The sequence below is a fragment of the Dehalococcoidia bacterium genome (assembly GCA_040902535.1).
Taxonomy (GTDB): domain Bacteria; phylum Chloroflexota; class Dehalococcoidia; order DSTF01; family JACRBR01; genus JBBDXD01.
On sequence record JBBDXD010000003.1, the window covers coordinates 17,871 to 43,849 of the forward strand.

Here is a 25,979-nt window from a genome sequence, read left to right on the forward strand (position 1 = left end):
TCCTAGACATCGCGGCGTTACGGGCAATCGCGCGCAGTCGTACACTGGGAGTGTTATGCGAGCGATGTTCGAACGGCGTCCTGGCGTGTGTGCGTCTCCTGAGAGTCCCCGGACGTGACCACCAGCATGCCCGCCGACGCTCCCCACAACCTCAACGACTTTCTTCGCGCCAACGGCTATAACACGCCCGACGCGATGGCCCGCGCCCGCGCCGTGCTCGAAGCCGCCGGCCTGACGAACCCGCGCAAGAAGGCGATGGCATCCTCGAAGCTGGACGCGGCGAAGAACGCGCTGGCGTCGACGCTCCTGCGCGTCTGCGGCGACGAGTGCGCCGCGCTCGCACGGTCCATGCGCAACGAGCGCCGCGAGCCCGTCGTCACGTCCGGCACGACGTGCGAAGTCTGTGGCGGCTCGAACAATCGCCGCGCCGCGATCGCCTGCGGCATGACGCTGCGGCGCAACAAGGTCAAGCACGTGCTCGTCGTCGGTGGGACGGCGCCGCAACAGCACGAACTGACGGCGCTCCTCGGCGGTGACGGCATCGAACTTGAGTTCGTCGACGGCACGGGCAAGTCGCACTCGCAGCGCGATGCGATCGCGAACATGCGCCGCGCCGATGTCGTCGTCATCTGGGGTGCGACGCCGCTGCGCCACGCCGTCTCGAACCTCTACACCGATGCGCCGCTTCCCGGCCTGCGCGTGATCTCCGTCCCCCGCCGTGGCATCGAAGCGCTCTGCGGTGAAGTGATCCGCAGTTTCCGCGACACGCCGCTCAGCACGCGTCGCTGACTGTGCAGGATCGCGGCATCAGTCGATGCTCGAGATTGCCGGGTACGACGTGAAACGTCAGCGCTTGTCCATCGGCACGTAGTCGCACTGCCGCCGCCCCGTGTACACCTGCCGCGGTCGCGCGATCTTTTGCTCCGGGTCCGTGATCATCTCGCGCCACTGCGCCACCCAACCCGCCGTCCGCGGGATCGCGAAGAGCACCGGGAACATCTCGACCGGGAAGCCAAGCGCCTGGTAGATGATGCCCGAATAGAAATCGACGTTCGGGTACAACTTGCGTTCGATGAAGTAGTCATCCTCCAGCGCGATCCGCTCCAACTCGAGCGCGATGTCGAGCAGCGGGTTGCGCCCAACCTGCTCGAACACCTCATCGGCTGTGCGCTTGATGATCTTGGCGCGCGGGTCGTAGTTCTTGTACACGCGGTGCCCGAAGCCCATCAGGCGGCCTTCGCCGGACTTGAACTTCTTCACGAACTCCGGCACCCGCTTCTTGTCGCCGATCTCTTCGAGCATCCGCAGCACTTCTTCGTTGGCGCCGCCGTGCAGCGGCCCGTAGAGCGCCGCCGCCGCGGCCGCCGTCGACGAGTACGGGTCGCTCCGCGAACTGCCGACCGAACGCATGGCGTTGGTGCTGCAATTCTGCTCGTGGTCCGCGTGCAGGATGAACAGGACATCCATCGCGCGTTCCAGCACCGGGTTGGGCTTGTACTCCACCTGGCCCATGCGCCACAGCATGTTCAGGAAATTGCCCGGGAACGACAGGCCGTTGTCCGGGTAGACATACGGCATGCCGCGGTTGTGCCGGTAACAGAACGCCGCGAGCGTCGGCATCTTCGCGATCAGCCGCCACGTCTGCGCCTCGCGCGACTCCGGGTCGTCGACGTGACGCGCCTCCGGATAGAACGTCGAGAGCGCGCCGATCGTGCCGACGAGCATGCCCATGGGATGTGCGTCGTACCGAAACCCCTCGACGAACTTCTTGATGTTCTCGTGTACCATCGTGTGGTACGTGATGTTGTGCGTCCACTCGTCGAGTTGCGCCTTCGTCGGCAGTTCGCCGTAGATGATCAAGTACGCGGTTTCCAGGTAGGTGCTCTGCTCCGCCAACTGCTCGATCGGATATCCGCGATACTCGAGCACACCGCGGTCCCCGTCGATGTACGTAATGGCGCTCTGGCACGACGCCGTGTTGGTGAACGCCGGGTCGTACGTCATCAGCCCGAAGTCGCCCTCGTTGACCCGGATCTGCCGGAGGTCCATCGCGCGCACGGTGCCGTTGCTGACGGGAATCTCGTACGACTGGCCCGTGCGATTGTCGGTGACGGTGAGCGTGTCGCTCGGCATCAAGGCCTCCTTGCGATGAGAGACGCGCGCGCGGATCGCGCGTGTGCGGTGGCTCGATCCGAGGATAGCAGCTATAGCAGCTATAGAATCCGCTCTCGCGGCGCACATCCGATCGCGTCCGGTCCGCGCTCGCAGCGCGAAGTCGGGTGAGCCGCGTTTGACACCGCAATGACGCCGGTCGCATACTCCGACTCACCAACTGGTCGGACTTTTGGTGGCGGGTGGTCAGTTAGCGCGAGGCGGCCGGGATTGGGCGGCTACTGGGACCGGTTTTCGGCGGCGCGCATCGGGCGCCGGCGCTTTCTGAGCCGCGCTGCTGCGGCCGGTGGCTCGGCGGCGCTCCTGCTCGCCGGGTGCAGCGGCTCGTCGTCTACCTCCACCGTCTCCGACGTTGAAGGCCGCACGGCATCGCCGTCGGAGCCGGACGTGCTCAATCCGGCCGGCCCGCCGCGGCGAGGCGGCCGCTTCGTCACGGCGAACGCCGCGAGCCTGGGCACGTTCGACCCGCACCTCGGCATCGCCGTTGCGTCGGCGTATTTCCCGCGCGTGTATAACGTGCTGGTCAATCAGTCTGCAACCAAGCCCGAGTTCCTCTACCACGACCTCGCCGAGTCGTACGAGATCGTCGATGAGCTGACGTATGTGTTCCAGTTGCGGCCGGGCGTAACGATCGGGCCCAACGACCTGGACGTGCCGGAACGCGATCTGGATGCGGAAGACGTCCGTGTATCGCTCGAGCGCATCAGCTCGACGCCGAACGCCGTGAATTACTCGTTCGCCAGCGAACACATCGACTCCGTGCGCGTCGATGGCAGCGCCGTGACGGTGCGTACCACCGCGCCGTACGCATGGTTCCTCAATCGCATCGGCCAATTCACGAACTCCATCGCCCCGCGCGAACTGTTGACCGGCAACCTCGATCGGCTCGCAGCGCAAGCCGCGGGCGCCGGGCCTTTTCGCTTGACCGACGCGCGCGAGAGCGAATCGGCCAAGTTTGACCGCAACCCGAACTACTACCGCACCGACCCCGAGAACAACGGCGCCCAACTCCCCTACGTCGATGGGCTCGACGTGCTGGTCATCTTCGACCGCGCGACGCAGCGGACGGCATTCGAGACGGATCAGGTGCACCTGCTCATGACCGGCAGCGGCGAGGAAGCGCGCGCCCTCAGCGACGCCGTGATCGCGCGCGACCCATTCTTCGCGTACGTATCGTTCACCATGAACCCGACGCGCCCACCCTTCACCGATCCACGCGTGCGGCGCGCGATCTCTCTGGCAATCGACCGCCAGCGCTTCGTCGACGTCGTGTACGGTGGCGACGCCCAGGCCGACGGTCTGGTGCAATGGTCACTCGGCGCCTACGCGCTCCCGCCCGACGAACTTGCGCGGCTCCAGCCGTACGACCCCGAAGAAGCAAAGCGCATCGTCAAGGAGGTCGGCGGCATCCGCATCAAAATGATGTATCCGGCAAATACGCCGATCCTCGAGCATTCGTCGCACCTGCCGATCTTCATCGAGCAACTGCGCGCGGCGGACATCGACGTCGACGAAGACCCGCTCGAGTTCACGACGTGGATCGACGACTACCTGAACATGCGGTACGACTGCTCGCTCGCCCTCAATCAGACGTACGAGACGCCGGAACTGCCACTCGCGTTTCACCTCGAGGGTGGCCCGTTCGGCGACCAGAAATACGTGCGCGGCCTCGGCGACCCCGATATCGAAGCCGCCGTCGCGAAGGTGAGCCGCACGCTGGGCTTCGAGGAGCGCGTGGAAGCGGTGCACGAGGCGCAGCGCGTGATCTACGAAAAAGCGCCGATGATGCTGCCGCTGGTGACGCCGTATAACCACCTGGCCTACCGGCCGCAGGTCAAGAACATCCCGGCCGGCATCGGCACCTCAGGGTATTTCATCAACACCTTCTGGATGGACGTCTAGCCCGCTCACCCGTGCGACGCAAAAGCCCCGATGTAGTTTCTATCGCGCCGGCGATCTACGATCCCGTCGCCGCCCGTTTCGGGCGGGAGAGGAGGCGCATGGAGTACAGGAGTCTCGGTAAGTCCGGGTTGCAGGTGTCGGTGACCGGTCTTGGTTGCAACAACTTCGGCATGCGGATCGATGACGCACAGACGAAGGCCGTCGTCGACCGCGCGCTCGACCTTGGCATCAACTTCTTCGACACCGCCGACGTGTACGGAGGGCGCGGCAAGTCCGAGGAGTTCCTCGGCAACGCGCTCAAAGGCCGCCGCCGCGATGCGATCGTCGCCACGAAGTTCCGCAGCCCCATGGGCGAAGGCCCGCTATGGGCCGGCGGTTCGCGCCGCTACATCTTCGATGCGGTCGATGATAGCCTGCGTCGCCTCGGCACCGATTACATCGACCTCTACCAGATCCATTCCCCGGATCAGTCAACGCCGATCGACGAGACTATGCGCGCGCTCGACGACGTCGTCCGCGCCGGCAAGGTTCGCTACATCGGCTGCTCGAATTACCAGGGCTGGCAGGTCGTCGAGGCGCAGTGGATCGCGCGCACCGGCCGCACCATGCCGTTCATCTCCGCGCAAAACCACTACAACCTGCTGGACCGTCGCATCGAGAGGGAGTTAGTGCCGGCGTGCGCAGAGTACGGCCTCGGCGTGCTGCCGTTCTTTCCGCTCGCCAGCGGCTTCCTCACCGGCAAGTATCGCCCCGGGCAGCCGCCGCCCGAAGGCACGCGCCTCGCGCTGATGGGCGGCGAGCGCGCTAAACAGGCGCTGAGCGACGACAACTTCGAGGTGCTCTCCAAGCTCGAGGCGTTCATCGAGCCGCGCGGGCGCAGCATGGTCGACCTGGCGATCGGCTGGCTCGCCTCGCAGCCCGTGATCTCGAGCGTCATTGCGGGCGCGACGAAGCCTGAGCAGGTCGAGCAGAACGTCCGCGCGGCGGAATGGCGTCTGAGCGCCGAAGAGTTGGCCGAGGTCGACGCCATCACGCGCCGGCGCTGACTTTGTGAGCGCAAGCACAGATGACGCCTGCGCGGACGCTAAACTGAATCACCCATAAGCGTCGAAGTTGACGATAACGTGCGGCGCGCGCGTGAATGGGCCGAATCGGCGCCTTCTGCGTGCTGTCGCGGAATCGCCTCCGGAAGTTGACGTAAATGACGAGATTCGGCGAGACGAGCGGTGGCGCCGCCACGCGCCGGTCGTTCTCCAGAGCAGAGAATGATCTTTAAGGCGTGTAGCGCAGGGCTGAGGGCCGGCGGCAGGTTGGGCGGCAAAACTTCCAGGACACGTAGCATCACCGGACCGGCGGCCATCGGCGCCGCGGCGCTCGCATGCGCCATCCTGGCGGCGTCATGCGGCGGCGGCAGCGCATCCACGACGGTCGTCCAGCCGATCACCACCCCGACGGCGGCGTCCGAAGTCGCCGCCGCAGTCGCAACGCCTGAGATGCTGCCCGTCACACCCGTCAGCATCGAGTACCAGATCGTCGACCCGGCGTTCGAGGCGCTGCCCGGCGCCCGCGCGATCTACGGCGCCCACGAAGGCTCCGGCTACCGCATCGAAGTCCCCGATAACTGGAACGGCGAGGTCGTCTATTACGCCCACGGCTTCCGCGGCAATCCGCCGCAGCTTACGGTCTCGTTCCCGCCGCTGCGCGACTACCTCATCGCCAACGGATACGCCTGGGCGGCGTCCAGCTACTCGAAGAACGGCTACGAGCCCGGCGCCGGCGCGCGCGACACCTACGCGCTCCTCGATATCTTTGCCGATCAAGTCGGCGCGCCCGAGCGCGGTTACATCTACGGCCAGTCGATGGGTGGGCACGTCGTCTCGCTCTCGCTCGAGCAGTACCCGGCCGCCTACGACGGCGCGCTCAGCGAATGCGGCGTCGTTTCCGGCCACGACGTGCTCGACTACTTCCTCAGTTGGGGCGCGCTCTCAGGCTACTTCGCCGGCGTCGACCTGCGCGGAGTGACGCAGGACGCGGAGACCTTCGGCACGACGATCAGGGGCCAGATCGCGCCGCAGCTCGGTCCCGTCGATCAGCCGACCGCCGCCGGCAGCGCCTTCGCCAACGTCATCAAGAATCTCACCGGGGGCGAGCGCCCGTTCTTCCGCGAAGGCTACGCGATGAACTACGCCTTCAACTTCGCCATCCTCGTGAACGCTGTCGCTAACGCCGGCCCCTCGAATGCCGCCGCGCAAAACGTCGATGCCGTGTACGAGATCGACGCGGGCTTCGGCGTCACGTCCGCGCAGCTCAACCGCGATATTTCGCGCATCTCCGCCAATGTCATGTACCGCGACGCCGAGCGCTGGCCGGAGTTCGCGGACCTCACCGGGCGTATCCAGTCGCCTCACCTGACGATCCACGGCACCGGCGATCTATTTGTGCCGATCAGCCTCGAACAGCGCTATCGCGAGATCGTCGATGCAGCCGGCCGTGGCGACCTGCTCGTGCAGCGCGCGATGCGCCGCCCCGGCCACTGCGCGTTCAGCGACGAAGAGCGAATGCGCGCGTTCGTAGACCTCGTGACCTGGGTAGAAACTGGCGCTCAGCCGGCCGGCGATGACCTGGCCGGGGACCTCGCCGACGTCGGCCGCGCCTTCACGCAACCGCTGGAAGAAGGCGATCCCGGTGGCATCGCCCCGTAGCTAGGCGGCGCGCTGCGCCACTTCTTCTTCAGCCGGAGCACCGACGGCCTGCACCGCGACGGCGACGGGCGCAAGCGAGCGGAAGAAGTTGCGCGCGCGGTCAATGTCGAGCCGCAAGATCGAAAGCGCGATGTCGAAGCGGCCCGGCGTGTACAGCGGACTCTGCATCACCGCTGCCTGTGCCTGCTCTTCGACGCGCGCGAGCGCGAACCGCAGCCGGTACGCGTGACGCGTCGCATCCGTCGCCCTTCGGTCCGAAGGCGCGAACGATCGGTCGAACTCGAGCAGCAGGCTGCGTACTTCGGTGCGGAGTTGTGGTGCGTCGCTCATCGTGTGCCTTCCCTGCGTTGATGCTCGGCCAACTATCCTCCAACGCGGGCGAGCCGATGAGCGGGCATCCCCTGATATTGCCGCGCACAAACCCTCATCGCATCGGGGCCAGCGCCCGGATGCACGAGGATCGCGTTCACGACGCGTCTGCGCGAAACTCCGTTCCGCGCGCCGTCATCTCTTCGTACAGCCGCTCCATGAGCGCCGCGTTGTCGCTCCAGCGATAATTCGCCTCCACGAACGCTCGCCCGGCTTCGCCCATGCGCTGACGCAGCGGTGCATCGCGCGCCAATTCCTCGATCGCCCCGGCGATCGGCGCGGCGTTCGCGGGCGGCACCAGCAGCCCGGTTTGCCCGTCGACCACGACGTCCGGGATGCCGTGGATGTCCGACGCGACGATCGGAAGCTGCATCGCGCTCGCTTCCACCGCCGATACGCCGAATCCCTCCCAGGTCGAAGGCAACGCGAACACGTCGAGACGCTGCAGCACGGCGGGCACATCCTCGTGCGGCACGTCGCCGAGCAACTCGACGCGGTCGCCAAGTCGTAAGTCCTTAATCAGCCCTTCGACCTGCTTGCGGGACGGCCCCTCGCCGGCGAGCACCAGTTGGATGTCGATGCCGCGGTCGCGCAACATGCCCGTAGCGCGCAGAAGGTGCGGCAATCCTTTCTCCGGCGATAGTCGCGAAGTCGCACCGACGGTCAGCCTCGCGCGCTCCTCGCGCGGTCGCGGTGTGAAGCGCCCCAACTCCACGCCGTACGGAATGACGATGACGCCTTTGCCGCTCGGCACGTACGGCAGCGTCGCTTCCGCGAGTCGCAGTCCGGTGGCCGTGATCGCGCCGGCGCGGCTGAGCGCGCGTTGCGTGACCCACCGGTGCATCGGCGTCAGTGTGGGCGCTTCCAGGACGTCGGTGCCCCAGACGGAAACGATCGATGGCTGCACGCCCGTCAGCCCGGCGAGGAAGCCGTAGCTCGTGAGATGGAGCGCGTGTACCAGGTCAGGCGCCAGTTCGCGCACCAACGCCCGCACGCGCCGCGCGTGTACGACGTAGCGTGCCTTGCCGATCGCCTCCAACCCGTCGATGTGGTGTACCGTCGCACCGTCGATGTCCGCAGGGCGAAACGAGATCACGTGAGCCTCGTGGCCCAGACGCGCGAAATGCTCGACCCAGCGCCGCGTGTGAACGTACGGAGCATCGGCCAGGTAGACGATCTTCACGGCGCAGCCACGACGGCGCAAGGCCGGCGTTCGTCGGCGCGGCACGTCAGGCACGAAACGGGCGCGATGTTCACCATCGCGCCCATTGTATGCCGCGACTGCCCGCGTCGAGCCTACTGAAGCGGGATGCCGTTGTAGGTCAGGTCCGTGTCGCCGGTAAAGACGTCGGTGTAGATGTTGCCGAGCGCCACGATCGGCCGGTCCGACTCGAGGATCGCCGTGCCAGCGAAGCCATTCGGCAAGAAGCGCTCGTTGAACTGGAAGACCGTGAACTCGCGGAACGCCGACACGGTATACGACTGCTCGCCCCCCGGCAGGTCGAGCCCGAAGTACCGGATCCGCACGTTCGCCGAGCCGCCGTCGGCGACCAGCACGCGGAACCAGGAGTTCCAGCCCGCCCTTCCCTGGAACGGGCCGTAGTTCTTGTTCAGCACGGGCAGCAGCACCCGCGTCGCGCCGTCCTGCGGCGTGAAGCCGCGGTAGTTCGTGAACGTCTCGCCGAAACGCGTGCCGCGGTTGACGATCACCCCGAGCGGCTGCGTGGACGTGATCCGCGCCGTGCCGACGAAGTTCGCCGGCAGACGGTCGCCCGACGCCAGGCAGTTCGCGAAGTCGTCGCGGTCCTGGAAGCAGAGACGCGCGCCGTTCACCGTCAGGGTGTTCTGCTTCGCCACGAACGCGTTGCCGTTGTTGAGGTCAAAGCCCTCGATCCGGATCGTCACCTGCGCCGGCTTCTTCGGATCTTTGTTGACGATCTGGAAGCGCGTGCTATAGCCGTTGAACGCGCCGACTTCGCGGTCGACGAGCGGCAGCAGCACCGTCGTGCTCATCTCGCTCTCATCGAGCGCGCGATACGACGCGAAGAGGCTGAAGATCGTGTTCCAGGCGTCGGCGGTGGCGGTCAGCAGTTGGTCCGCCGGCTCATCGCCCGCCGCGTTCTTGTGCGTATCGATGCGCACCGACCCGGTGAACTTCGCCGGCACTCCGAACGTGTCCGGATCGCGGAACAACGTGGCGCGGGGCGGCACCGGACGGCCGCCGTTCGGGCACCCGGCCTGTTTGGCGCCGTTCGTGCCGGGCATGTAGGGGTCCCACGCGATCTCGCCATCCGTGTAGTTGCTGAGATAGGTGATCGTCGCGCACGCCGTCACGTCATCGCTCAAGTTTTGCAGCGCGAATCGTCCCATCGAATCCTGCTGCGCGCCGTCGCGGTTCGCGATCAGCGGCAGGTACATGCGGCTCGCCCCCACCGCCGTGGTCGTCGTGTTGCCATCGATCATGAACGCGCCGCCGCGCCGGATGTCCTTCGCCTGCAGCGCGACGATCGCCTGGTCGCTCTCGACGATCGCCGAACCCTTGTAGCCGATCGGCAGGCTGGGGTTGCCCTCCTGGAAGAAGGTCCAGCCCTGCCCCGGACCAAGGTCCGGGTACTGGTCCGTTGCGATGTTCGCGCCAGCCTCGTTGTAGTAGCGGACGGTCACAGACGCAGGCACGCTGGCGATGTTCTGGACGCGGATCCATGAGTTCTCTTTGCCGAAGGTGAACGCCATCGGTGGCGCCGCCTGCGCGCCGCGCCCGTCATCGGTGAACGGCGTGATGCCGCTGCCTGCGAGCGTACATAACGAAAGGACTGCCGCCGCCAGGAACAGTGTCCGCGCGCGCAGCAGTCCTCGACGGACTCGTCGTGGGAATCTTCGCATCAACCCGGATCCTTCCGCCCCGCCCCAAGCGGCTATTCTACGGGGCGTCGATCTTGCGGGTCAACGTTCCGATGCTAAGCGCAAGCATCCGCATGCGCAGTGTCACGAAGGCGCGGCACAGCGACTCTACGCGGGTTAAAGTCAGACAGGTGGTCGCGAACTAGTACCGGCGACCGCCGCCGCCGCCGCCGCCACGGCCCGGATCTGGCGCCCGCGTGCTGAAGCAGTCGCGGCAATACACCGGCCGGTCGCCTCGCGGCTGGAACGGCACTTCCGTCTCGCGGCCGCACTGCGCGCACGTCGCCGGATACATTTGCCGCGGGCCGGGCGAATAACCGCCGCCCCCGCCGCCCCCTGCGCGGTATCCGCCGCCACCGCCGCCGCCGCCGAAACTGCCGGAGCGCGCGCCGCCACCGTCGTTGCGCTGCGCTTTGCGCTGACGACGGCAATCGGGGCAGCGCTTCGGCTCATTCGTGAAGCCCCGGCTGGCGTAGTACTCCTGCTCTTCCCCTGTGAACGCGAACTCCGCTCCACAATCCTGACAAGCAATGGTCTTGTCTTGCGTCACGACGACCTCCTGGGTAATGCGTTTCCTGTGTCGTCGGAGCGGGCGAATCTGGATGGGTTCGCGGCGGACGTGGACGGGAAACTTTACTAAATAGGTGCGGCTACAGTATCAGAGCCGTCAACCCCCCTGCAACCGCTTCTCCATGCGAGTCAACTCCCTCAGGCGAAGGTGGCCACCACCTCGTCGTTAATCCGCTGGTAGACTTCGCGCTTCCAGGGGCCCTGGCTGGCCATGATCATCTGCGTCACGCCCGCCTCCGCGTACCGCTCGACGACCTCCCGCACGTGGGCCGCTGAGCCGATCGGAAGCTGTTCCTTCGCCTCCTCCGGCTTCAGCCCCAGGCCGGCGCCGAACATCGCCGCCACCCGGTCGATCAGCCCCGTGTTCTCCGAAACGACCATCGTCCCGAAGACGGTCTTCTCGATCTCGGCGGGGTTGCGGCCCACGTCCCGGCAGTGGCGCTCGAGCACGGCGATCTTCTCCTTCACGATCGAAGGCGTGCCCGACACGTTCATCACGTCGCCGTACTTCGCGAGCGTGCGCAGCGTCCGCTTCTCGCCGCCGCCCCCGATCATGATCGGCGGGTGCGGCTTCTGCACGCTCTTCGGCAGGAACACCGCGTCCTTCAGCCGATAGTACTTGCCTTCAAAGTTCACGGGCGCTTCGGAGTCAAACAGCGTCTTGATGAGCAGCGTCGCCTCTTCCAGGCGGTCCTGGCGTTCCTTCACGCCCGGAAACGGGATCCCGTACATCTGGTGCTCGCCGGCGTGCCAGGCCGCCCCCAGCCCGAACTCCAGCCGTCCCTTGCTGAGATGGTCGATCGTGACGGCCATCTTCGCGAGCACTGCAGGCTCCCGGTACGTCACGCCCGTGACCAGGCAGCCGACGCGCACGCGCTCCGTCACCGCAGCGAGCGCCGCCAGCGCCGACCAGCCCTCGAAGCAGTTGGCGTTTGGGTCCTGCCCCGCGCCCGGCGGGACGAAGTGGTCGAAGGTCCACACGCTATCGAAGCGCGTCTCGCGGTCGAGGAACCGCCACATATCCTCGATCTCCCGCCATTCGACGTTGTTCAGGCTTGTCTGTATGCCGAACTTCATCTTCGCCATCACATCACCTCCGCCGCGCTGATCTCGTGGCGATGACTGTACGGCGCGCCCGGACTACGCGCACTAGATGGCGGTCGCCCCCGGCACGGGCACGACAGCGCCCGTGACGCGCTCAGCGCCGTCCGAGCAGAAGTACGCGACGACGTCCGCGATGTGCTGCGGGTGGTTGCCGGCGCCGCCGACGTCCTCGCCCCGCAGCGCCGCGAGCGCCTCGTCGAGCGTGATCCGGCGCGTCGGCCCCGGCGCGACCGCGTTGATCGTGATGCCGTATGGCCGTTCGAGCGGCGCCAGCGTGCGCGTCAGCCAGTGGCGCGCCGCCTTCCCGAGCGGATAGTCGATCGGCGCCTCCGGCGGCCCGAAGCGCCACGCCTCCGCCATGTGCCCGCCGATCGACACGATGCGGCCCCACCGGCGTTCGCGCATCCCGGGCAGCACCGTCCGCAAGATGTAGAACACGCTCTCGATCTCCTCACCCAGCACTTCGCGCAGATGCGCGGGCTCGATCTGCGTCACGTCCTGCGGCGTCCACGGGCCGCCCGCGCTATTCACGACGATGTCGACGTGACCGAAGCGCTCGATACCGGCGGCGACCATCGCATCCACCTGCGACGGATTGGCGACATCACCGGCGTACGGCAAGACGCGGCGCCCCATCTGCTCGATGGCCCGCGCGGTGTTCTCCGCCTGCTCGTGCTTGCGATGATGGTTCAGCACGATGTCCGCGCCATCGCGCGCCAGCGTCAGCGCGATGCTGCGGCCCATGCCCTGCCCGCCGGCGCCGGTGACCAGCGCCACCCGTCCTTCTAGGCTCATGCCGGGAGTGTACGCGCTGCATCGCCGGGGAGCCGTTGTTGGAAGTCAAACGCGTCGACGCCCATCTTGCTGTCGAATTAGCGCCGTGGTTCGCCATCGATCCGCCCGTTACCCTGCGGGGCGGAGGCGAGCGACATGCCAGACGACCACCGCTTCGACGGAAAAGTCGCGCTGATCACCGGCGGCACGCGCGGCATCGGCAAGGCGATCGCGCTCAAGCTGGCAGGCGAAGGCGCGGCCGTGGCGATCGCCTACTCGCGCAGCCGCGAGCATGCCGCCGCAACCGTCTCCGAACTGCGCGGTCTCCGAATCGACGCCGAGGCGTACCAGTGCGACGTCGGCGACCGCGAAGCCGTCTTCGCGTTGGTGCGGGATGTCGCCGCCCGCTTCGGCAGGATCGACGTGCTGGTGAACAGCGCCGCCCGCGGCCTCGAGCGCCCGCGCCCTGCCATCGATTCGCTGCCCAAGCACCTGCACCACACGATGGACGTCAACGTGTTCGGGCCGTGGTTCGCCGCCCAGGCCGCCGTCAAGCACATGCACGAAGGCTCGTCGATCGTCAACCTGCTGAGCCCCGGCTCCGAGCGCTACCTGCCGAAGTACGCGCCCGTCGGCGTCACGAAGGGCGCCCTGCAGGCGCTGACGATCTACCTCGCCGTAGAACTGGCGCCGCGCGGTATCCGCGTCAACGCCGTATCCGCGGGGCTCGTCGAAGGCACCGACGGCGTGCGCATGATGGACAGCGACCTCATCGGCGGCTACGAGGCAAAGGTGCCCGCCGGCCGTCACGTGCGCCCCGAAGACGTCGCCGACGCCGTTGCCTTCCTCGCATCACCCGCCGCATCGATGATCGTCGGCCAAACGATCCTCGTCGATGGCGGTTACTCGCTGCTCGGCCTCGTGTAATCGCGCCGGCATTCGTCACTCAGCGCGCCAACACCCGTCATTCAGAGCGAAGCGAAGAATCTCCAACACGACAAACTCCCTCCGCACACAACATCGCTGAGCCCCGTCATTCTGAGCGAAGCGAAGAATCCCATCATGCAACGCACCGAACCCGTCCTTCAGCGCGCCGGCACCCGTCATTCTGAGCGAAGCGAAGAATCTCCCCGCTGCACCATCGACGAATGAAGCGATCACGTCTGGGCGCCCGACACCCGTCATGCTGAGCGAAGCGAAGAATCCCGTCATGCAACGCACCGAACCCGTCCTTCAGCGCCCCAACACCCGTCATTCAGAGCGAAGCGAAGAATCTCCAACACGACAAACTCCCTCCGCACACAACATCGCTGAGCCCCGTCATTCAGAGCGAAGCGACAAACTCCCTCCGCACACACGATCACTGAGACCCCGTCATTCAGAGCGACGCGGAGAATCCCGTCGCGCACCCGCACTCATGCCAACGTGCCGCACGCAACTGCGCGGGCTGAAAGCCCGCGCTCGATCAACAAAAACCTCTGCGCCTCTGCGCCTCTGCGCCTCTGCGCCTCGGCGGTGAACCGGCCTTACAAAATCTTCGAAAGAAACGCCTGCGTCCGCGCGTGCTGCGGGCTGTCGAAGAACGCCGCCGGCGCATTCTCTTCGACGATCACCCCCTCATCCATCAGCATCATCCTGTCGGCGGCTTCCCGCGCGAAGCCCATCTCGTGCGTCACGACGATCATCGTCATGCCGATGCGCGCCAGTTCCTTCATCACCTCCAGCACCTCGCCGACGAGTTCCGGATCGAGCGCCGACGTCGCTTCGTCGAACAGCATCACCTTCGGCTGCATCGCCAGCGCCCGGGCGATCGCGACGCGCTGCTGCTGGCCGCCCGACAGCTGCGACGGATACGCGTCGAGCTTGTCACCAAGCCCCACCTGCTTCAGCAGTTCCGTCGCCTTCTCGGCGGCGTAGTTCCTGGCGGCGCCCCGCACCTTCATCGGAGCAATCGTCACGTTGCCCAACGCGCTCAGGTGCGGAAAGAGATTGAAGCGCTGGAACACCATGCCCACTTCGGCGCGCGCCTTCGACGCCGCGCGGTCGCCGAGCGGCCGCAGTTTGGCGCCGCGTTCTTCGTATCCCACCAGGTGACCGTCGACGTAAATACGCCCCGCATCGAGGCCGTCGAGATGTGCGACCAGCCGGAGCAGCGTGCTCTTCCCGGAGCCGCTCGGCCCCAGGATCACGATAACCTCGCCCTGCTCCACGTCGAACGTGACGCCCTTCAGCACTTCCAGCTTGCCGAAGCGCTTGTGTACGTCCTGGATCTGCACCATCGCCGGCATCAGCCTTCTCCGCCCCGCGTCCAGCGGTCGGGCAGCGCCCACGCCCGTCGCAACCTCGCGAAGATGCTGTCCTGCGCGCGCTCCGGCCGCAACGCCTGTTCGATCTCGGCCTGGATGAACGTCCAGACCGTCGTGAAGAACAGGTACCACAGGCTCGCGACGACGAGCAGCTCCATCACCTGGTAGTTACGCGCGTACACCCCCCGCGCCGAGAACAACAGCTCCGGGTACGAGATCACCGACGCTAGCGACGAGTTCTTCAGCATCGCGTTGAACTCGTTGCCCGTCGGCGGCACGATGACGCGCACAGCCTGAGGCAGGATCACGTGACGCATCGCCTGCAGGCGCGTCATGCCGAGCGACTTCGAAGCGTCGAGCTGCCCCGACTCGATCGACTCGATGCCACCGCGCACGATCTCCGACATGTACGCGCCTTCGTTCACCGCCAACCCGATGAGCGCCGCTTGGAACGGCGATAGCAGCAGCCAATCGTGCCTGTACTGGAAGATCCACCACCCGGCGTCGTCGGGGGCATACAGCGGCAGTGCGCTGAACCAGAAGATGATCTGCAGCAGCAACGGCGTCCCGCGGAAGAACCAGACGTAGAGGCCGCATGCCTGGCCGAGCACGGGGATCTTCAAGTTGCGCGGCACCGCCGTCAGCACACCGAGCGCGATCCCGATGACCTGCGCCAGCACCGAGATCTGCAGCGTCCGCCACGCGGCCTGCATGATGCTTTCGCGGAAGAGGTATTCCCGCACCGTCCCGAAGTCGAACTCCTGGGCGAGGAGCGGGTAGCAGACGATCGCGGGCAGTTCGAGCATCATTTGCGTATGCAGAGAGCCCCCGGCGCGCCGGGGGCCCTCGCTGCTTGTCCTACAGTCCGGCGGCTGCCGTTACTCTATCGCGCCGGCCGACAGGTTCCACCCTTCGAGGATCTCTTCGTACTCGCCATCGGCGATCAGTTGGTCCAGTGCCTCCTGCAGCACCGCTTCCAGTTCATCGCTGCCCGGCCGCAAGGCGATGCCATACGTGAACGGCTCGATCGGGTTCGGTATGAACTCCAGGTCGCCGTCGGACTGCGTCGCCGAATACGCGGCGACGGGGAAGTCGGCGATCTCCGCGTCCGCCTGGCCCGCGAGCAGCGCCTGCACCGCTTCCGGATCCGTCGGGAGGCGCAGGATGTTGATCGCCTCATCGCATTCGGCGCTCTGCGCCTCCAGCAGGTCCACCTGGATCGTCCCTTCCTGCACCGAGACCGTCAGGCCGCACAGATCCGCCGGCGTCTCGATGCCGTTAGGGTTGCCCGCCGGGACGATCAGCCCCGAGCCTGCGTTGAAGTACGGCACGAAGTCGACCTCTTCGTCGCGTTCGGGGTTGATCGTCATCGCCGACATGAGCGAGTCGTAGCGCTCGGCGAGCAAGGCCGGGATCAGGCCGTCGAACGTCGCATTCTCGAACGCCACCTCGACGCCCAGTCGCGCCGCCATCGCCTCCGCAAGGTCGATGTCGAGGCCGACGTTGTTGCCGTTCTCGTCCACGAACTCGATCGGCGCGTAGGCGATGTCAGAGCCGATCGTCCACGTGCCGTCCTGCAGTTCGGGCACGCCCGATACGTCGATGACGTCCGTACCGCCAGCGGGCGTGTCCTCTCCTTCCGGCGTCGCCGCCGATGTCGCTGCGGTCGTCGGTTCGTCGCCGTCTCCGTCGTCGTCGTCATCGCCGCATGCGACGGCGAATGCAGCCGTCGCGACGACGGCCAAGAGGCCGGCGGCGACGTATCTCCTGGTGCGGGTGAACATGAATCCTCCTCCTGCTCGTTCGGTCGCCTCCTTCCTGGAGGCGCCCGGCGAATCATGATCCCGCCCGGACGAGTGCCGAGTCAACGTGCATAGCTGAAATCCGCGCGAAGCAGCATTGGAAAAAGCAGGTGAGCAGCGGCTGACTCCGGTCGATGGGGGTGGTCCGAAGCCATACCGCTGCTCAACCTGAATAACAGCGCCTGCCCGTCAAAGGTGACGGCGACCGCAAAAGTCGGCGGCGGTGCTGTACCGTCCGGCGCCCCATGGGTACGCTGGTGCGCGCGTCAGGTCCGCGCGCGCAGCAGGAGCGTCAAGATGCGTCCCACCATCGGCATCATCGGCGGCGGCCGCATGGGCACGACGCACAGCAGGTCGGCACACTACCTCATCAAGAACGGCCTCATCGATGGCGAACTCGTCGGCGTCTGCGATGCCGATGATGAGCGCCGGGCGAGCTTCGCGCGCCAGGCCGGCATGCGCCTCGCGACCGCCGACCCCGATGAGCTGATCGCCGCGCCGGACATCAACACCGTCTACATCTGCACGCCGACTCACAACCACCGCGCGCTCGCCGAGAAGGTGCTTGCCGCCGGAAAGGCGCTGTTCTGTGAGAAGCCGCTGGCCTTTCACGCCGAAGACGCCGCCGCGATGAGCGAGGCCGCGAAACAGGCCGGCGTCACGCACCAGGTCGGCCTCGTCATGCGCTGTTCGGCGGTGATGAACGTCACGCGCGAACTCTCGCGCGAGCCCGGCGCGGGCCGCGTCATGACGGCAGCCCTGATCGACGACCAGTTCTTCCCCATCCAGGGCCACTACGCCAGCACCTGGCGCGGCGATGTCTCGCAGGTCGGCGCGGGCACCCTGCTCGAGCACGCCATCCACGACATCGACCTGCTGGTGTCCTTCTTCGGTCCGGTGAGCCGGGTCACGGGCACCCTCCGCAACTTCGCGGGCAAGGAAGGCGTCGAAGACCTCAGCAACGCGCTCATCGAGTTCAAAAGCGGCGCCGTCGCGAACCACATCTCCATCTGGCACAACATCCTGCATCGCGGTTCCAGCCGGCGCCTGAGCGTCTGCTGTGAGAACGCCCAGTTCGCCTGGGATGACGATGACTGGGCCGCTGCCATCCGCACCGACCGTCAGTCAGACGGCGGCCGCGGCGAAGTCTCGCCCGAAGCGGTCGTCCGCCGTCACGTCGAGATCGCAGGCATCACCGAGGAGCCTCTGCTGCGGCTGATGACGCCGCAGTACCAGGGGCAGGACTACTTGCTGGAGAACTATCGGTTTTTGCAGGCCGTGAGCGAGGACCGTCCCGCATCCCCGGACTTCGATGTCGCGGTCTACGCGCACCGAGTCGTCGATGCGATCTACGCGTCGGCGCGCGAAGGCCGTCCCGTCGAGGTGGCGTGACGTGGCGCGTTACGACCTGGTCATCCGCAATGCCGCCATCATCGATGGTACCGGCGCGCCGCCCCGCCCCGGCGACATCGGCGTGCGCCGCGACCGCATCGAAGCCGTCGGTGATGTTTCCGGCGATGCGACCCTCGAAATAGACGCGCGCGGGCACGTCGTCTGCCCCGGCTTCATCGACGTCCACGCCCACGATGACGCTGCCGTCGTCCGCGCGCCTGCGATGGACTTCAAAATCATGCAGGGCGTCACGACCGACGTCGTAGGCAACTGCGGCGCCGGCGTCGCGCCAGCCAACGACGTCTTTCGCGCTTACTATCCCGTGGGCTTCGGCCCGATCCTCGGCGACTCCGACCTGCCGTGGCGCACGACGTCCGAATACTTCGATGCCGTCGACCGCGCCCGGCCCGCCTGCAACGTCACGGCGTACATAGCCCACGGCGTCGTGCGCTGCAACACGCTCGAAAACGAACGCCGCGAGCCGGAAGCCGCCGAGCTGGCGCAGATGCGCGAGTTGGTCGAAGAGGGCATGGCCGCCGGCGCGATCGGCCTCTCGACGGGCCTCATCTATCCGCCCGGGCGCTGGGCGCAGACGCCCGAGATCGTCGAACTCGCCCGCGTCGCCGCGCAGCACGGCGGCATCTACACCAGTCACATCCGCAACGAAGGTCCCGGACTGCTCGAAGCGGTGCAGGAAGCGATCGCGATCGGCGAGCAGTCAGGCTGCCCCGTGCAACTCTCGCACCACAAGGCCGGCTCTCCCGCGTGCTTCGGCATGACGAAGGACTCCCTGGCGCTCATCGCGCAGGCGCGCGCCCGCGGCCTCGACATAACGCTCGACGTGTACCCCTACGTCGCATCGTCGTCGTCGCTGGCGGCGATGGTGCGCGCCGGAGGGCCAGGAATGTGGGAGCACATCCCGTCGATCATCGCCAGCGTCAAGTTCAACAAGGAGAAGTACGAAGGCCGCTACATCTCTGACATCGCCGCCGAGCTGGACTTGCCGCTCGATGACGCCGTGCGCAAGATCCTCCAGGACGAAGAGAACACGCCTTCGGTGACCATGTTCACCATGCACGAAGATGACGTCCGCCGCGTCATCGCCGACGAGCACGCCATGATCGGCTCCGATGGCCTGCCGACCGAAGGCCAGCCCCACCCCCGCCTCTACGGCACCATGGCCCGCGTCCTCGAGCAGTACGTGCGCAACGAGCCCGTCGTGACGTTAGAGGACGCCGTGCGCAAGATGACGTCGCTGCCGGCGCGGAAGCATCGCGTCACGGAGCGCGGCGTGCTGGAGCCCGGCTGGTTCGCCGACGTCGTCATCTTCGATCCGCAGACCATCGCCGATGTCGCCACCTACGACGACCCCCGCCAGTACCCCGCAGGCATCGACTGCGTCATCGTCAACGGCGAAGTCGCCGCCCGCGACGGCAAGCAGACAGGCGCCCGCAGCGGCCGCATGCTGCGGCGAGGGGCATGACGATGGACGTGCCGCCGATCGACGATCAGGTGCGCCGCAATGTCGGCGCCGCCGCCGAGAAAACGGACTTCGGCAGCGTCCACTGGGCAGCGCGCGAAGGTGACCCCGCGGGCGCCGAGCAGACCATCGGCCTCGCGATCTTCGACGCCGGCAAGAGCAACGTCGAGCACATCCACCCCGACTGCGAGGAAGTCGTCTACGTGCTCGATGGCGCGGTGCGGCACACCCTGGGCGATCAGGAGACGGTGTTGAAAGCCGGCGACCTCATCGTGGTGCCCCGCAACGTCCCGCATCGGCTCATCAACGACGGCGATGCGCCGGTACGGACCTACATCGTATTCTCGTCGCCCGACCGGCAATTCGTCCCGACGAGCGACCTCGAGCGATAGCCGCTCGTGCCTTCTGTTACGATCGGCGCATGACGTACGAGACCATCGCCCTCGAGACGCGCGGCCACATCGCCGAAGTGCGATTGAACCGTCCCGCCGCGGGCAACCCCATCGACGCGCGCTTCCTCGACGAGTTGGACGCCGTCAGCGCCGCGCTCCACGACGATCACGGCGTGCACGTCGTGCTTTTGACGGCCGCCGGCGACGTCTTCTCTTCGGGACGCCTCGCTGCGTCCGCCATCGTCGCCGACCCGGCGCGGCTGCCGTTTCGCTGCCTGGAACTGATGGGCCAGCCCGTCATCGCCGTCATCGAAGGCGACGCGATCGGCGCCGGGTTCGAACTGGCGCTCGCCTGCGACGTGCGCATCGCCAGCGAGGACGCCATGTTCGCCGTCCCCGACGTCGCCATGGGCAGCGTGCCCTTCGGCGGCGCGACGGTGCGGCTGCCGCGGCTCGCCGGACGCGGGCTGGCAGCCGAACTGGTGCTCCTCGGCGGCCGCATCGATGGCCGTCGCGCTGCCGCGACCGGCGTCGTGAACGAGGCGCTGCCGCGCCCCGGCGTGCGCGACCGCGCCGAGCGCCTCGCCGAAGCCATCGCCGCGCAGGGGCCGATCGCCGTCCGCTACGCCAAGGAAGCGATGCTGCGCGGCCTCGACCTGCCGCTCGCCGAAGCGCTGCGGCTGGAGACGGACCTCACGATCATCCTCCAGACGACCGCCGACCGCGCGGAGGGCGTCGACGCCTTCCTGCAAAAGCGCCCACCCCGATTCGAGAACAGCTAGCCACCGCCGAGGTCCCGTCATCCTGACCAGCGGTTCCCGTCATCCTGACCAAGCGAAGGTCCCGTCATCCTGACCAAGCGAAGCGCGGGGAAGGATCTCCTCACGGGCCCTCATCATCCCGACACGGATCCGAGCACGCGCGCCTGTCCCACTGTCTACCAAAACCCATCTGCCCCATCTGCGGACGCGGCCCTCCTCGGCCAAGAACAGCGAGCCGCCGTGGCCCCGTCAATCCTGACCAGCGGTTCCCGTCATCCTGACCAAGCGAAGCGGGGGGAAGGATCTCGTCACGGCGCCCTGATTCATCGCTACTCGGAACCGCAGCACGCGCGCCTGTCCCACGGTCTACCAAAAACCCATCTGCCCTATCTGCGGACTCTGCCCCTCCTCGCCCGAAGCCACGCTCTGTCAATTTCGACGTTTCGGCGTACCCGCGTCACTTTTCGCTGCTATCCGTCGTTAAGCACCCTGAACGGAGCCGGCTAAGGACCACCCCCATCGCCCTGTGTTGGATCTGTTCACGTGAACTCCTTGAGCGCTCGCCTCTCCGGTTGCCCCATCGGCCAGAGAGGCGAGCGCTCACCCTTTCCGGCACAATCGCCCCATGCGACCCGATGCTGTTCCCTCGTCCGCCGGCCTCTGCCCCACCTGTCTTCACGCGCGCATCATCCAATCGGCGCGCGGCTCGACGTTCGTCATGTGCGCGCGCTCGCAAGATGACCCGCGCTTCCCGAAGTACCCGCGCCTCCCCGTCGTGCGCTGCACAGGCTACGAGCAACGCGACGATCGGCCACAGGACGAGACGCCGACCCGCCCGCGACTGTGAGGAAACACGTCAAGCCGCGCGGCAACCGCGTGTTTGACGCTCTGAGAAACCCGTACCTATACTCGATCTGCATCCGCCTGTGGAACTCCGCCCGAACATAAAGCGCCCACCTGAAGGGGGTCGACATGGAAGACGTAGTCATCGTTAGCGGCGTCCGCACGCCCATCGGCAAGTTCCAGGGCGCCTACGCGAACCTGTCGGCTTCCGACCTCGGCGCGATCGTCATCAAGGAGGCCGTAAAGCGCGCTGGCATCCAGCCCGAGCAGGTCGAACACGTCGTCCTCGGCTGCGTCGGCCAGGTGATGGAAGATGGCTACATCTCACGGTACGCCGCCATCAAGGCGGGCATGCCCATTGAGACCCCGGCCGTCACCGTCAATCGCATCTGCGGCAGCGGACTCGAGGCGATCAATACCGCTGCCCGCTACATCCAGACCGGCGACGCGTCCGTCGTCGTCGCGGGCGGCGCCGAGAACATGACGATGATGCCGTACTACATGCGGCAGGGGCGCACCGGCTACCGGATGGGCAACGGCACACTCGAGGACGGCATCCTCCACCTGCTCGGCGACCCCTTCAGCAAGTCCCACATGGGCATCACCGCCGAAAACCTGGCCGAGAAGTACGAGATCTCCCGCGAGGCGCAGGACGAAGTCGCCGTCCGCTCCCAGGAACGCGCCGCCGCCGCCATCGAAGCCGGCAGGTTCAAGGACGAGATCGTGCCCGTCGAAGTGAAGTCCGGCCGCGAGACCGTGACCATCGACCAGGACGAGCACCCGCGGATGACCAGCATGGAAGCGCTGGGCAAGCTCAAGCCTGCCTTCAAGGAAGGCGGCATGGTCACCGCCGGCAACGCCAGCGGCATCAACGACGGCGCCGCCGCCGTCGTGCTCATGAGCGCGTCCAAAGCGCGCGAGCTGGGCGTGAAGCCGCGCCTCAAGCTCGTCGCGCGCGCCGAGTCCGGCGTCGAGCCTTCGATCATGGGCGCCGGCCCGATCCCGGCGGTGCAGAAGGTGCTTGAGAAAGCCGGCCTCACGCTCGACCAGATCGATCTGATCGAACTCAACGAGGCGTTCGCTTCGGTCGCCGCCGCGTGCAGCACGGTTCTCGGACTGGATCCGGAGAAGACAAACGTCAACGGCGGCGCCATCGCGCTCGGCCACCCCGTCGGCGCGACGGGCGCGATCCTCACCGTGAAGATCATGCACGAAATGGAGCGTCGCAACTCGCGCTACGGGCTGGTCAGCCTGTGCATCGGCGGCGGCCAGGGCATCGCATCGATCTTCGAGCGAGTATAGAAGTACGGTAGAAGCGATGCGTCGAACATACGCGAGGGTCGCCGATTTGGCGGCCCTTTCGCTGCCCAGGTGATGGCGAATCCGTCGATTTTTGCTCCAAGAAATGTCATCTCAGTGAAATTTGTGTTCTTGGCCTGAATCGCACGATCCAGATTCGAATCTTGCTCTGTACAGTGCATTCGCGGGGGTAGGAAAGAGGGCGGATTCCGGGCAAACCCTGATCCCTGGCGGCTTGACCCTCGAAGGCGCAACGCTATAATCGCGGCGTTTTGTGCTTGGTGGCGCAAACCCCCGTCCGGCCCGCAAGGGCACCCGGACTCCGCCTCTAGCTGATTGGAGGAACTGTCTGAATAACAGACGATTCTTTGCGGGCGCGCGCGCGGCCTTCATGCTCGCCGGGACGGCGACGGCCGTGAGCGTAGCGCTCCTAAACGATCGAAGGCTTTCACCGGCCTTCGCGGAGGCGGCTCCGGCGCCGCCCCGGACGTCCGTCGGCAACGGCGGGCTCGCCACGGCCTCGCTGCCGTCAGCGAAAACGTTCATCACTCGCCGGATTCTCATCGCGATGATGCTCGCGATGGGAGGCATGGCCGTCGCCGCTTCGATCCCCGCGGTGACGGCGTTCGCGACGAACCTCTGGCTCCCGTCGTCATCCGTGCAGACCGCGGGCGTGCAAGGTCCCTCGACCGAGCTGCGTGCGGCGGCGGGCGTCGGCGGCAACTGGGAGCGGTCCGTCGCATCGGCGGCAGCGCCCGTCGAGGGGTTGGGTGCGCTGGCGATTGCCGGCGCGCACGAACGCGATTACCAGGCGCTCGTCTCGGCGCTCAACCAGCTCGCCGAGGAGAAGGCAGCGGCGACCGCCCGCGCGGCTGCCGCACCCCCGCTCGGGGCGTCGTTCAGCAGGAACGCCGCATCCGGCTACGCGGTGGGCACGGTGTTGAACGCCCGCATCACCATCTATGGCTGCGTCGGGCCCGGCGGCGGCTTCTGCGGCGGCATGGCCGGTGGCGGCCGCGTCTTCGAAGGCGCAGCAGCCTGCAGCTCCGACCTGCCCTTCGGCACGAAGGTGAAGATCCACGGCGACCCGACGGGCCGGGTCTACGAATGCCTGGACCGCGGCGCGCTGCACGCCACCTGGGTCGATGTCTACTTCTACAACACGAGCGACGGGATCGCGTGGCAGAGCGCGCTCGGCGGCACCGTGGCGCGGGTGGAGATCGTGAACTAGGCGAACCACGTTCGCAGGGGCAAAGCAAAAGGCCGGACGTACGTGTCCGGCCCTTTGCTGTCCCTCGCTTCCAGGCGTCCCCTTGACACGGTGTGTGTCCCGTGATACATACACCAGTACGTCCCGTGGGACACAACTAGCAAGGCGTACTCCCATGTCAGAAGCCACGACCCTGACCGTCGAGCGCGTGCAACTGGGCGTCCGCATGGAAAGGCACATGGTCAAGGTCCTCAAGGGCCTCGCCGAGCTCGAAGGCATCACCCTCGGGCAACTGCTCGAGAAGATCGTCCTCCACTCCTTCGAGCCGGTGCCCGGCGACGAAGGCGAATCGTGCGCGAGCCCCCACGGCAAGCGCGCGCTCGCGGCGATCGGCGACCTCAAGCGGATCTATGGCATGGACTTTGACATGCACGCCTTCCGCCAGTTCCAGGAGGACCGCTCGCGCACCGAAACCGCGGACGCACCGTCCGACGCCGCCGCCACGATCGAAGAGTAGTTCGACGCCGACATCATCTGGGTATAGGGGCGCACAGCGGTGCGCCCCGCACCGTGCATCAGCGACTGGGGCGCACAGCGCTGCGCCCTCACCTTGCATCAGCGGTCGGCGGCGCTAGCTCGCACGCATCCCACCCAAAGCTCTCGAACCACGGACCTCCAACACCGTTTTCGATCGCGCGCCTCACGTACGCCACGGTGTTCGGGGGAAGCGCCGTCCTCGCGCACCAACGAAGCTCGCCGCATTTCTCAGGCTCGGCGTTTCGCAGGTCACCCCGCCACCTCGCCGCCGTGACGAAGTAGTCGATGCGCTCGTCTTCCGCGCGGCGGTGCATGACGCCGCCGATGCGCAATGCGTCCGCATCGAGTTCGATGCCTGCTTCTTCACGCGCCTCACGCACTGCCGCGTCGATGATTTGCTCGCCCGGCTCGACATGCCCGGCGATGACGCTGTAGCTACCGTCCTCGTACCCGGTATTGGCGCGGAGCAGCAGCAGCACCTCGCCATCGCGGACCAGCACCACGTGTACGGCCACGGGCATCGTGTGCCGGCGCGTCATCTGCCGGCGAGCGGATTGGCGCCGGTCCCTGCGCCCTCTCGGTCGGCTTCGTCGATGCCGCGCAGCGCGTCGTCGCTCACCTGCACCTCCGGCGTCGTCGCGTAGAAGTGGCGCACGTCCCGCGCATCTCTGGTCGACGCGGCGAGCGAGATCGCCGCCATGCGATCGTAAATCGAGGGCCGATCGCCGACGCCCTCGAGCTGTTCGCGGATGATGCGGGCATCCCACGGCAACAGCTCGATCTTGTTCAGCGCGGCGACGTCCAGGCAGAGGTTGCCGCTAACGTACCACTCGCCCCACATGTCGCCGATCCCGAACGTATCCGGGTCTGCTTCACCCGAGCGGCACTTCTGCCACGCTTTCCCTGCGACCCAGAAGGCGCTCGCCGGCACATCGAGCGGGTCAAAGTCCGGCTTGATGATCCCGCGTTGCAACGCGTCGAGTTGCGCGTCGACCATGCGCCAGCGGCCCTCCTCAGCGTGCCAGTACTCGCACACCCAGTGGTCGACGTACCTTCCCGGCTCAAAGTACGCCGCGAAGCCACAGCGTGCGCGCGCCGGCACGCCCTTCAGCTTGAGAAACGCCGTGAGCAGCGTCGAAAAATGGCGGCAGTTCGCGAGCATGCGGTCGGCTGGCGCGCGAGGCTCCGTGATCGGCGCGTCGTCGAGCGTGCGGATCCGCGCGAGCATCGCCTCCACGCCGTGCAGCCCTTCCTCCGGATAGCGCCCCGGCGGCGCCTCCACGTTGTACGCCTTCAGCCACGCGCGATGGATCAGCACGCCCTGCACGATGTTCACGAGCGGGATCATGAGGTCCGGCAGCGACGCGGCATCGACGCTTTCGAGGCGCGTAAAGTGCCCGGGCGCGGTGTAATACGCAAGTTCTTCGGCGTCGGTCATAGCACGAGGCTGCACGTTTTCGCCG

24 protein-coding genes are annotated in these 25,979 nt (G+C 66.8%); 12 read left to right on the forward strand and 12 right to left on the reverse strand.

Annotated elements, in window-relative coordinates; genetic code table 11:
• Positions 1–114: 114 nt before the first annotated feature.
• Positions 115–789: a hypothetical protein gene (locus tag WEB52_01345; GenBank protein MEX2225074.1), complete on the forward strand. Its 675-nt coding sequence runs from the start codon at positions 115–117 to the stop codon at positions 787–789.
• Positions 790–846: 57 nt separating this feature from the next.
• Here WEB52_01345 and WEB52_01350 read toward each other — a convergent pair whose 3' ends face one another.
• On the reverse strand, positions 847–2,133 hold the full coding sequence (locus tag WEB52_01350; protein MEX2225075.1) for a citrate synthase: 1,287 nt from the start codon (positions 2,131–2,133) through the stop codon (positions 847–849).
• A 249-nt stretch (positions 2,134–2,382) separates the two neighbouring features.
• Here WEB52_01350 and WEB52_01355 point away from each other — a divergent pair, with 249 nt between their 5' ends.
• The 3 genes from WEB52_01355 to WEB52_01365 all read left to right on the forward strand — a co-directional run bounded on the left by WEB52_01355 (position 2,383) and on the right by WEB52_01365 (position 6,776).
• Positions 2,383–4,074 carry an ABC transporter substrate-binding protein gene (locus WEB52_01355; GenBank protein ID MEX2225076.1) on the forward strand — a complete coding sequence of 564 codons (1,692 nt, stop codon included), beginning with the start codon at positions 2,383–2,385 and terminating at the stop codon, positions 4,072–4,074.
• Positions 4,075–4,172: 98 nt separating this feature from the next.
• Positions 4,173–5,120: an aldo/keto reductase gene (locus WEB52_01360; protein ID MEX2225077.1), complete on the forward strand. Its 948-nt coding sequence runs from the start codon at positions 4,173–4,175 to the stop codon at positions 5,118–5,120.
• Positions 5,121–5,384: 264 nt separating this feature from the next.
• A complete protein-coding gene (locus WEB52_01365) occupies positions 5,385–6,776 on the forward strand; it encodes a hypothetical protein (GenBank protein ID MEX2225078.1) in 1,392 nt (463 codons plus the stop codon).
• Here the strand turns inward: WEB52_01365 and WEB52_01370 are convergent, their stop codons facing one another.
• From WEB52_01370 to WEB52_01395, 6 genes are all read right to left on the reverse strand, one after another.
• On the reverse strand, positions 6,777–7,106 hold the full coding sequence (locus WEB52_01370) for a hypothetical protein (protein MEX2225079.1): 330 nt from the start codon (positions 7,104–7,106) through the stop codon (positions 6,777–6,779).
• Positions 7,107–7,242: 136 nt separating this feature from the next.
• The gene (locus WEB52_01375) at positions 7,243–8,328 is read right to left on the reverse strand and encodes a glycosyltransferase family 4 protein (protein MEX2225080.1); all 1,086 of its coding nucleotides are present in this window, start codon (positions 8,326–8,328) and stop codon (positions 7,243–7,245) included.
• 113 nt (positions 8,329–8,441) lie between these two features.
• A complete protein-coding gene (locus WEB52_01380; GenBank protein ID MEX2225081.1) occupies positions 8,442–10,028 on the reverse strand; it encodes a hypothetical protein in 1,587 nt (528 codons plus the stop codon).
• Between the two features lie 160 nt (positions 10,029–10,188).
• The gene (locus WEB52_01385) at positions 10,189–10,596 is read right to left on the reverse strand and encodes a zinc-ribbon domain containing protein (protein MEX2225082.1); all 408 of its coding nucleotides are present in this window, start codon (positions 10,594–10,596) and stop codon (positions 10,189–10,191) included.
• Between the two features lie 158 nt (positions 10,597–10,754).
• Positions 10,755–11,702 (reverse strand): TIGR03560 family F420-dependent LLM class oxidoreductase, encoded by a 948-nt coding sequence (locus tag WEB52_01390; GenBank protein MEX2225083.1) that lies wholly within the window; start codon positions 11,700–11,702, stop codon positions 10,755–10,757.
• Positions 11,703–11,765: 63 nt separating this feature from the next.
• Positions 11,766–12,515 carry an SDR family oxidoreductase gene (locus WEB52_01395; GenBank protein MEX2225084.1) on the reverse strand — a complete coding sequence of 250 codons (750 nt, stop codon included), beginning with the start codon at positions 12,513–12,515 and terminating at the stop codon, positions 11,766–11,768.
• Between the two features lie 135 nt (positions 12,516–12,650).
• Between WEB52_01395 and WEB52_01400 the strand changes: the two genes are divergently transcribed.
• The gene (locus WEB52_01400; protein MEX2225085.1) at positions 12,651–13,421 is read left to right on the forward strand and encodes an SDR family oxidoreductase; all 771 of its coding nucleotides are present in this window, start codon (positions 12,651–12,653) and stop codon (positions 13,419–13,421) included.
• 599 nt (positions 13,422–14,020) lie between these two features.
• Here WEB52_01400 and WEB52_01405 read toward each other — a convergent pair.
• The 3 genes from WEB52_01405 to WEB52_01415 all read right to left on the reverse strand — a co-directional run bounded on the left by WEB52_01405 (position 14,021) and on the right by WEB52_01415 (position 16,584).
• Entirely contained in the window at positions 14,021–14,782 is a 762-nt protein-coding gene (locus WEB52_01405) for an amino acid ABC transporter ATP-binding protein (GenBank protein MEX2225086.1), read from the reverse strand.
• Entirely contained in the window at positions 14,782–15,606 is an 825-nt protein-coding gene (locus WEB52_01410) for an amino acid ABC transporter permease (protein MEX2225087.1), read from the reverse strand. The genes WEB52_01405 and WEB52_01410 overlap by 1 nt, the downstream gene beginning before the upstream one ends.
• 72 nt (positions 15,607–15,678) lie before the next feature.
• On the reverse strand, positions 15,679–16,584 hold the full coding sequence (locus WEB52_01415) for an ABC transporter substrate-binding protein (GenBank protein ID MEX2225088.1): 906 nt from the start codon (positions 16,582–16,584) through the stop codon (positions 15,679–15,681).
• Positions 16,585–16,899: 315 nt separating this feature from the next.
• On the opposite strand from WEB52_01415, the gene WEB52_01420 reads away from it, so the two are divergent.
• The 7 genes from WEB52_01420 (at position 16,900) to WEB52_01450 (ending at position 24,496) form a co-directional block, all read left to right on the forward strand.
• Entirely contained in the window at positions 16,900–17,994 is a 1,095-nt protein-coding gene (locus WEB52_01420) for a Gfo/Idh/MocA family oxidoreductase (protein ID MEX2225089.1), read from the forward strand.
• A 1-nt stretch (position 17,995) separates the two neighbouring features.
• Complete coding sequence (locus tag WEB52_01425) at positions 17,996–19,477, forward strand: D-aminoacylase (protein MEX2225090.1); 1,482 nt, start codon at positions 17,996–17,998, stop codon at positions 19,475–19,477.
• Positions 19,474–19,866, forward strand: a complete 393-nt coding sequence (locus WEB52_01430) for a cupin domain-containing protein (GenBank protein MEX2225091.1) — start codon at positions 19,474–19,476, stop codon at positions 19,864–19,866. Before WEB52_01425 ends, WEB52_01430 begins: the two co-directional genes overlap by 4 nt.
• A 29-nt stretch (positions 19,867–19,895) precedes the next feature.
• Positions 19,896–20,648, forward strand: a complete 753-nt coding sequence (locus WEB52_01435; GenBank protein MEX2225092.1) for an enoyl-CoA hydratase/isomerase family protein — start codon at positions 19,896–19,898, stop codon at positions 20,646–20,648.
• Between the two features lie 951 nt (positions 20,649–21,599).
• Entirely contained in the window at positions 21,600–22,772 is a 1,173-nt protein-coding gene (locus tag WEB52_01440; protein ID MEX2225093.1) for a thiolase family protein, read from the forward strand.
• 412 nt (positions 22,773–23,184) lie between these two features.
• Positions 23,185–24,000 carry a hypothetical protein gene (locus tag WEB52_01445; protein MEX2225094.1) on the forward strand — a complete coding sequence of 272 codons (816 nt, stop codon included), beginning with the start codon at positions 23,185–23,187 and terminating at the stop codon, positions 23,998–24,000.
• A 154-nt stretch (positions 24,001–24,154) separates the two neighbouring features.
• Entirely contained in the window at positions 24,155–24,496 is a 342-nt protein-coding gene (locus WEB52_01450) for a hypothetical protein (protein ID MEX2225095.1), read from the forward strand.
• Between the two features lie 88 nt (positions 24,497–24,584).
• On the opposite strand, the gene WEB52_01455 is transcribed toward WEB52_01450, so the two are convergent.
• The gene (locus WEB52_01455) at positions 24,585–25,055 is read right to left on the reverse strand and encodes an NUDIX domain-containing protein (protein MEX2225096.1); all 471 of its coding nucleotides are present in this window, start codon (positions 25,053–25,055) and stop codon (positions 24,585–24,587) included.
• Positions 25,052–25,954 carry a transglutaminase domain-containing protein gene (locus WEB52_01460; GenBank protein MEX2225097.1) on the reverse strand — a complete coding sequence of 301 codons (903 nt, stop codon included), beginning with the start codon at positions 25,952–25,954 and terminating at the stop codon, positions 25,052–25,054. Before WEB52_01460 ends, WEB52_01455 begins: the two co-directional genes overlap by 4 nt.
• Positions 25,955–25,979: the final 25 nt, after the last annotated feature.

What these genes read in the sequence shown, in the direction of transcription:
- WEB52_01395 (MEX2225084.1), bottom strand. Translation starts at nt 12,515, where the DNA reads ATGAGCCTAGAAGGACGGGTGGCGCTGGTCACCGGCGCCGGCGGGCAG.
- WEB52_01405 (MEX2225086.1), bottom strand. Translation starts at nt 14,782, where the DNA reads ATGCCGGCGATGGTGCAGATCCAGGACGTACACAAGCGCTTCGGCAAG.
- WEB52_01400 (MEX2225085.1), top strand. Translation starts at nt 12,651, where the DNA reads ATGCCAGACGACCACCGCTTCGACGGAAAAGTCGCGCTGATCACCGGC.
- WEB52_01450 (MEX2225095.1), top strand. Translation starts at nt 24,155, where the DNA reads ATGTCAGAAGCCACGACCCTGACCGTCGAGCGCGTGCAACTGGGCGTC.
- WEB52_01435 (MEX2225092.1), top strand. Translation starts at nt 19,896, where the DNA reads ATGACGTACGAGACCATCGCCCTCGAGACGCGCGGCCACATCGCCGAA.
- WEB52_01455 (MEX2225096.1), bottom strand. Translation starts at nt 25,055, where the DNA reads ATGACGCGCCGGCACACGATGCCCGTGGCCGTACACGTGGTGCTGGTC.
- WEB52_01370 (MEX2225079.1), bottom strand. Translation starts at nt 7,106, where the DNA reads ATGAGCGACGCACCACAACTCCGCACCGAAGTACGCAGCCTGCTGCTC.
- WEB52_01430 (MEX2225091.1), top strand. Translation starts at nt 19,474, where the DNA reads ATGACGATGGACGTGCCGCCGATCGACGATCAGGTGCGCCGCAATGTC.
- WEB52_01390 (MEX2225083.1), bottom strand. Translation starts at nt 11,702, where the DNA reads ATGGCGAAGATGAAGTTCGGCATACAGACAAGCCTGAACAACGTCGAA.
- WEB52_01350 (MEX2225075.1), bottom strand. Translation starts at nt 2,133, where the DNA reads ATGCCGAGCGACACGCTCACCGTCACCGACAATCGCACGGGCCAGTCG.
- WEB52_01410 (MEX2225087.1), bottom strand. Translation starts at nt 15,606, where the DNA reads ATGCTCGAACTGCCCGCGATCGTCTGCTACCCGCTCCTCGCCCAGGAG.
- WEB52_01440 (MEX2225093.1), top strand. Translation starts at nt 21,600, where the DNA reads ATGGAAGACGTAGTCATCGTTAGCGGCGTCCGCACGCCCATCGGCAAG.
- WEB52_01360 (MEX2225077.1), top strand. Translation starts at nt 4,173, where the DNA reads ATGGAGTACAGGAGTCTCGGTAAGTCCGGGTTGCAGGTGTCGGTGACC.
- WEB52_01415 (MEX2225088.1), bottom strand. Translation starts at nt 16,584, where the DNA reads ATGTTCACCCGCACCAGGAGATACGTCGCCGCCGGCCTCTTGGCCGTC.
- WEB52_01460 (MEX2225097.1), bottom strand. Translation starts at nt 25,954, where the DNA reads ATGACCGACGCCGAAGAACTTGCGTATTACACCGCGCCCGGGCACTTT.
- WEB52_01380 (MEX2225081.1), bottom strand. Translation starts at nt 10,028, where the DNA reads ATGCGAAGATTCCCACGACGAGTCCGTCGAGGACTGCTGCGCGCGCGG.
- WEB52_01420 (MEX2225089.1), top strand. Translation starts at nt 16,900, where the DNA reads ATGCGTCCCACCATCGGCATCATCGGCGGCGGCCGCATGGGCACGACG.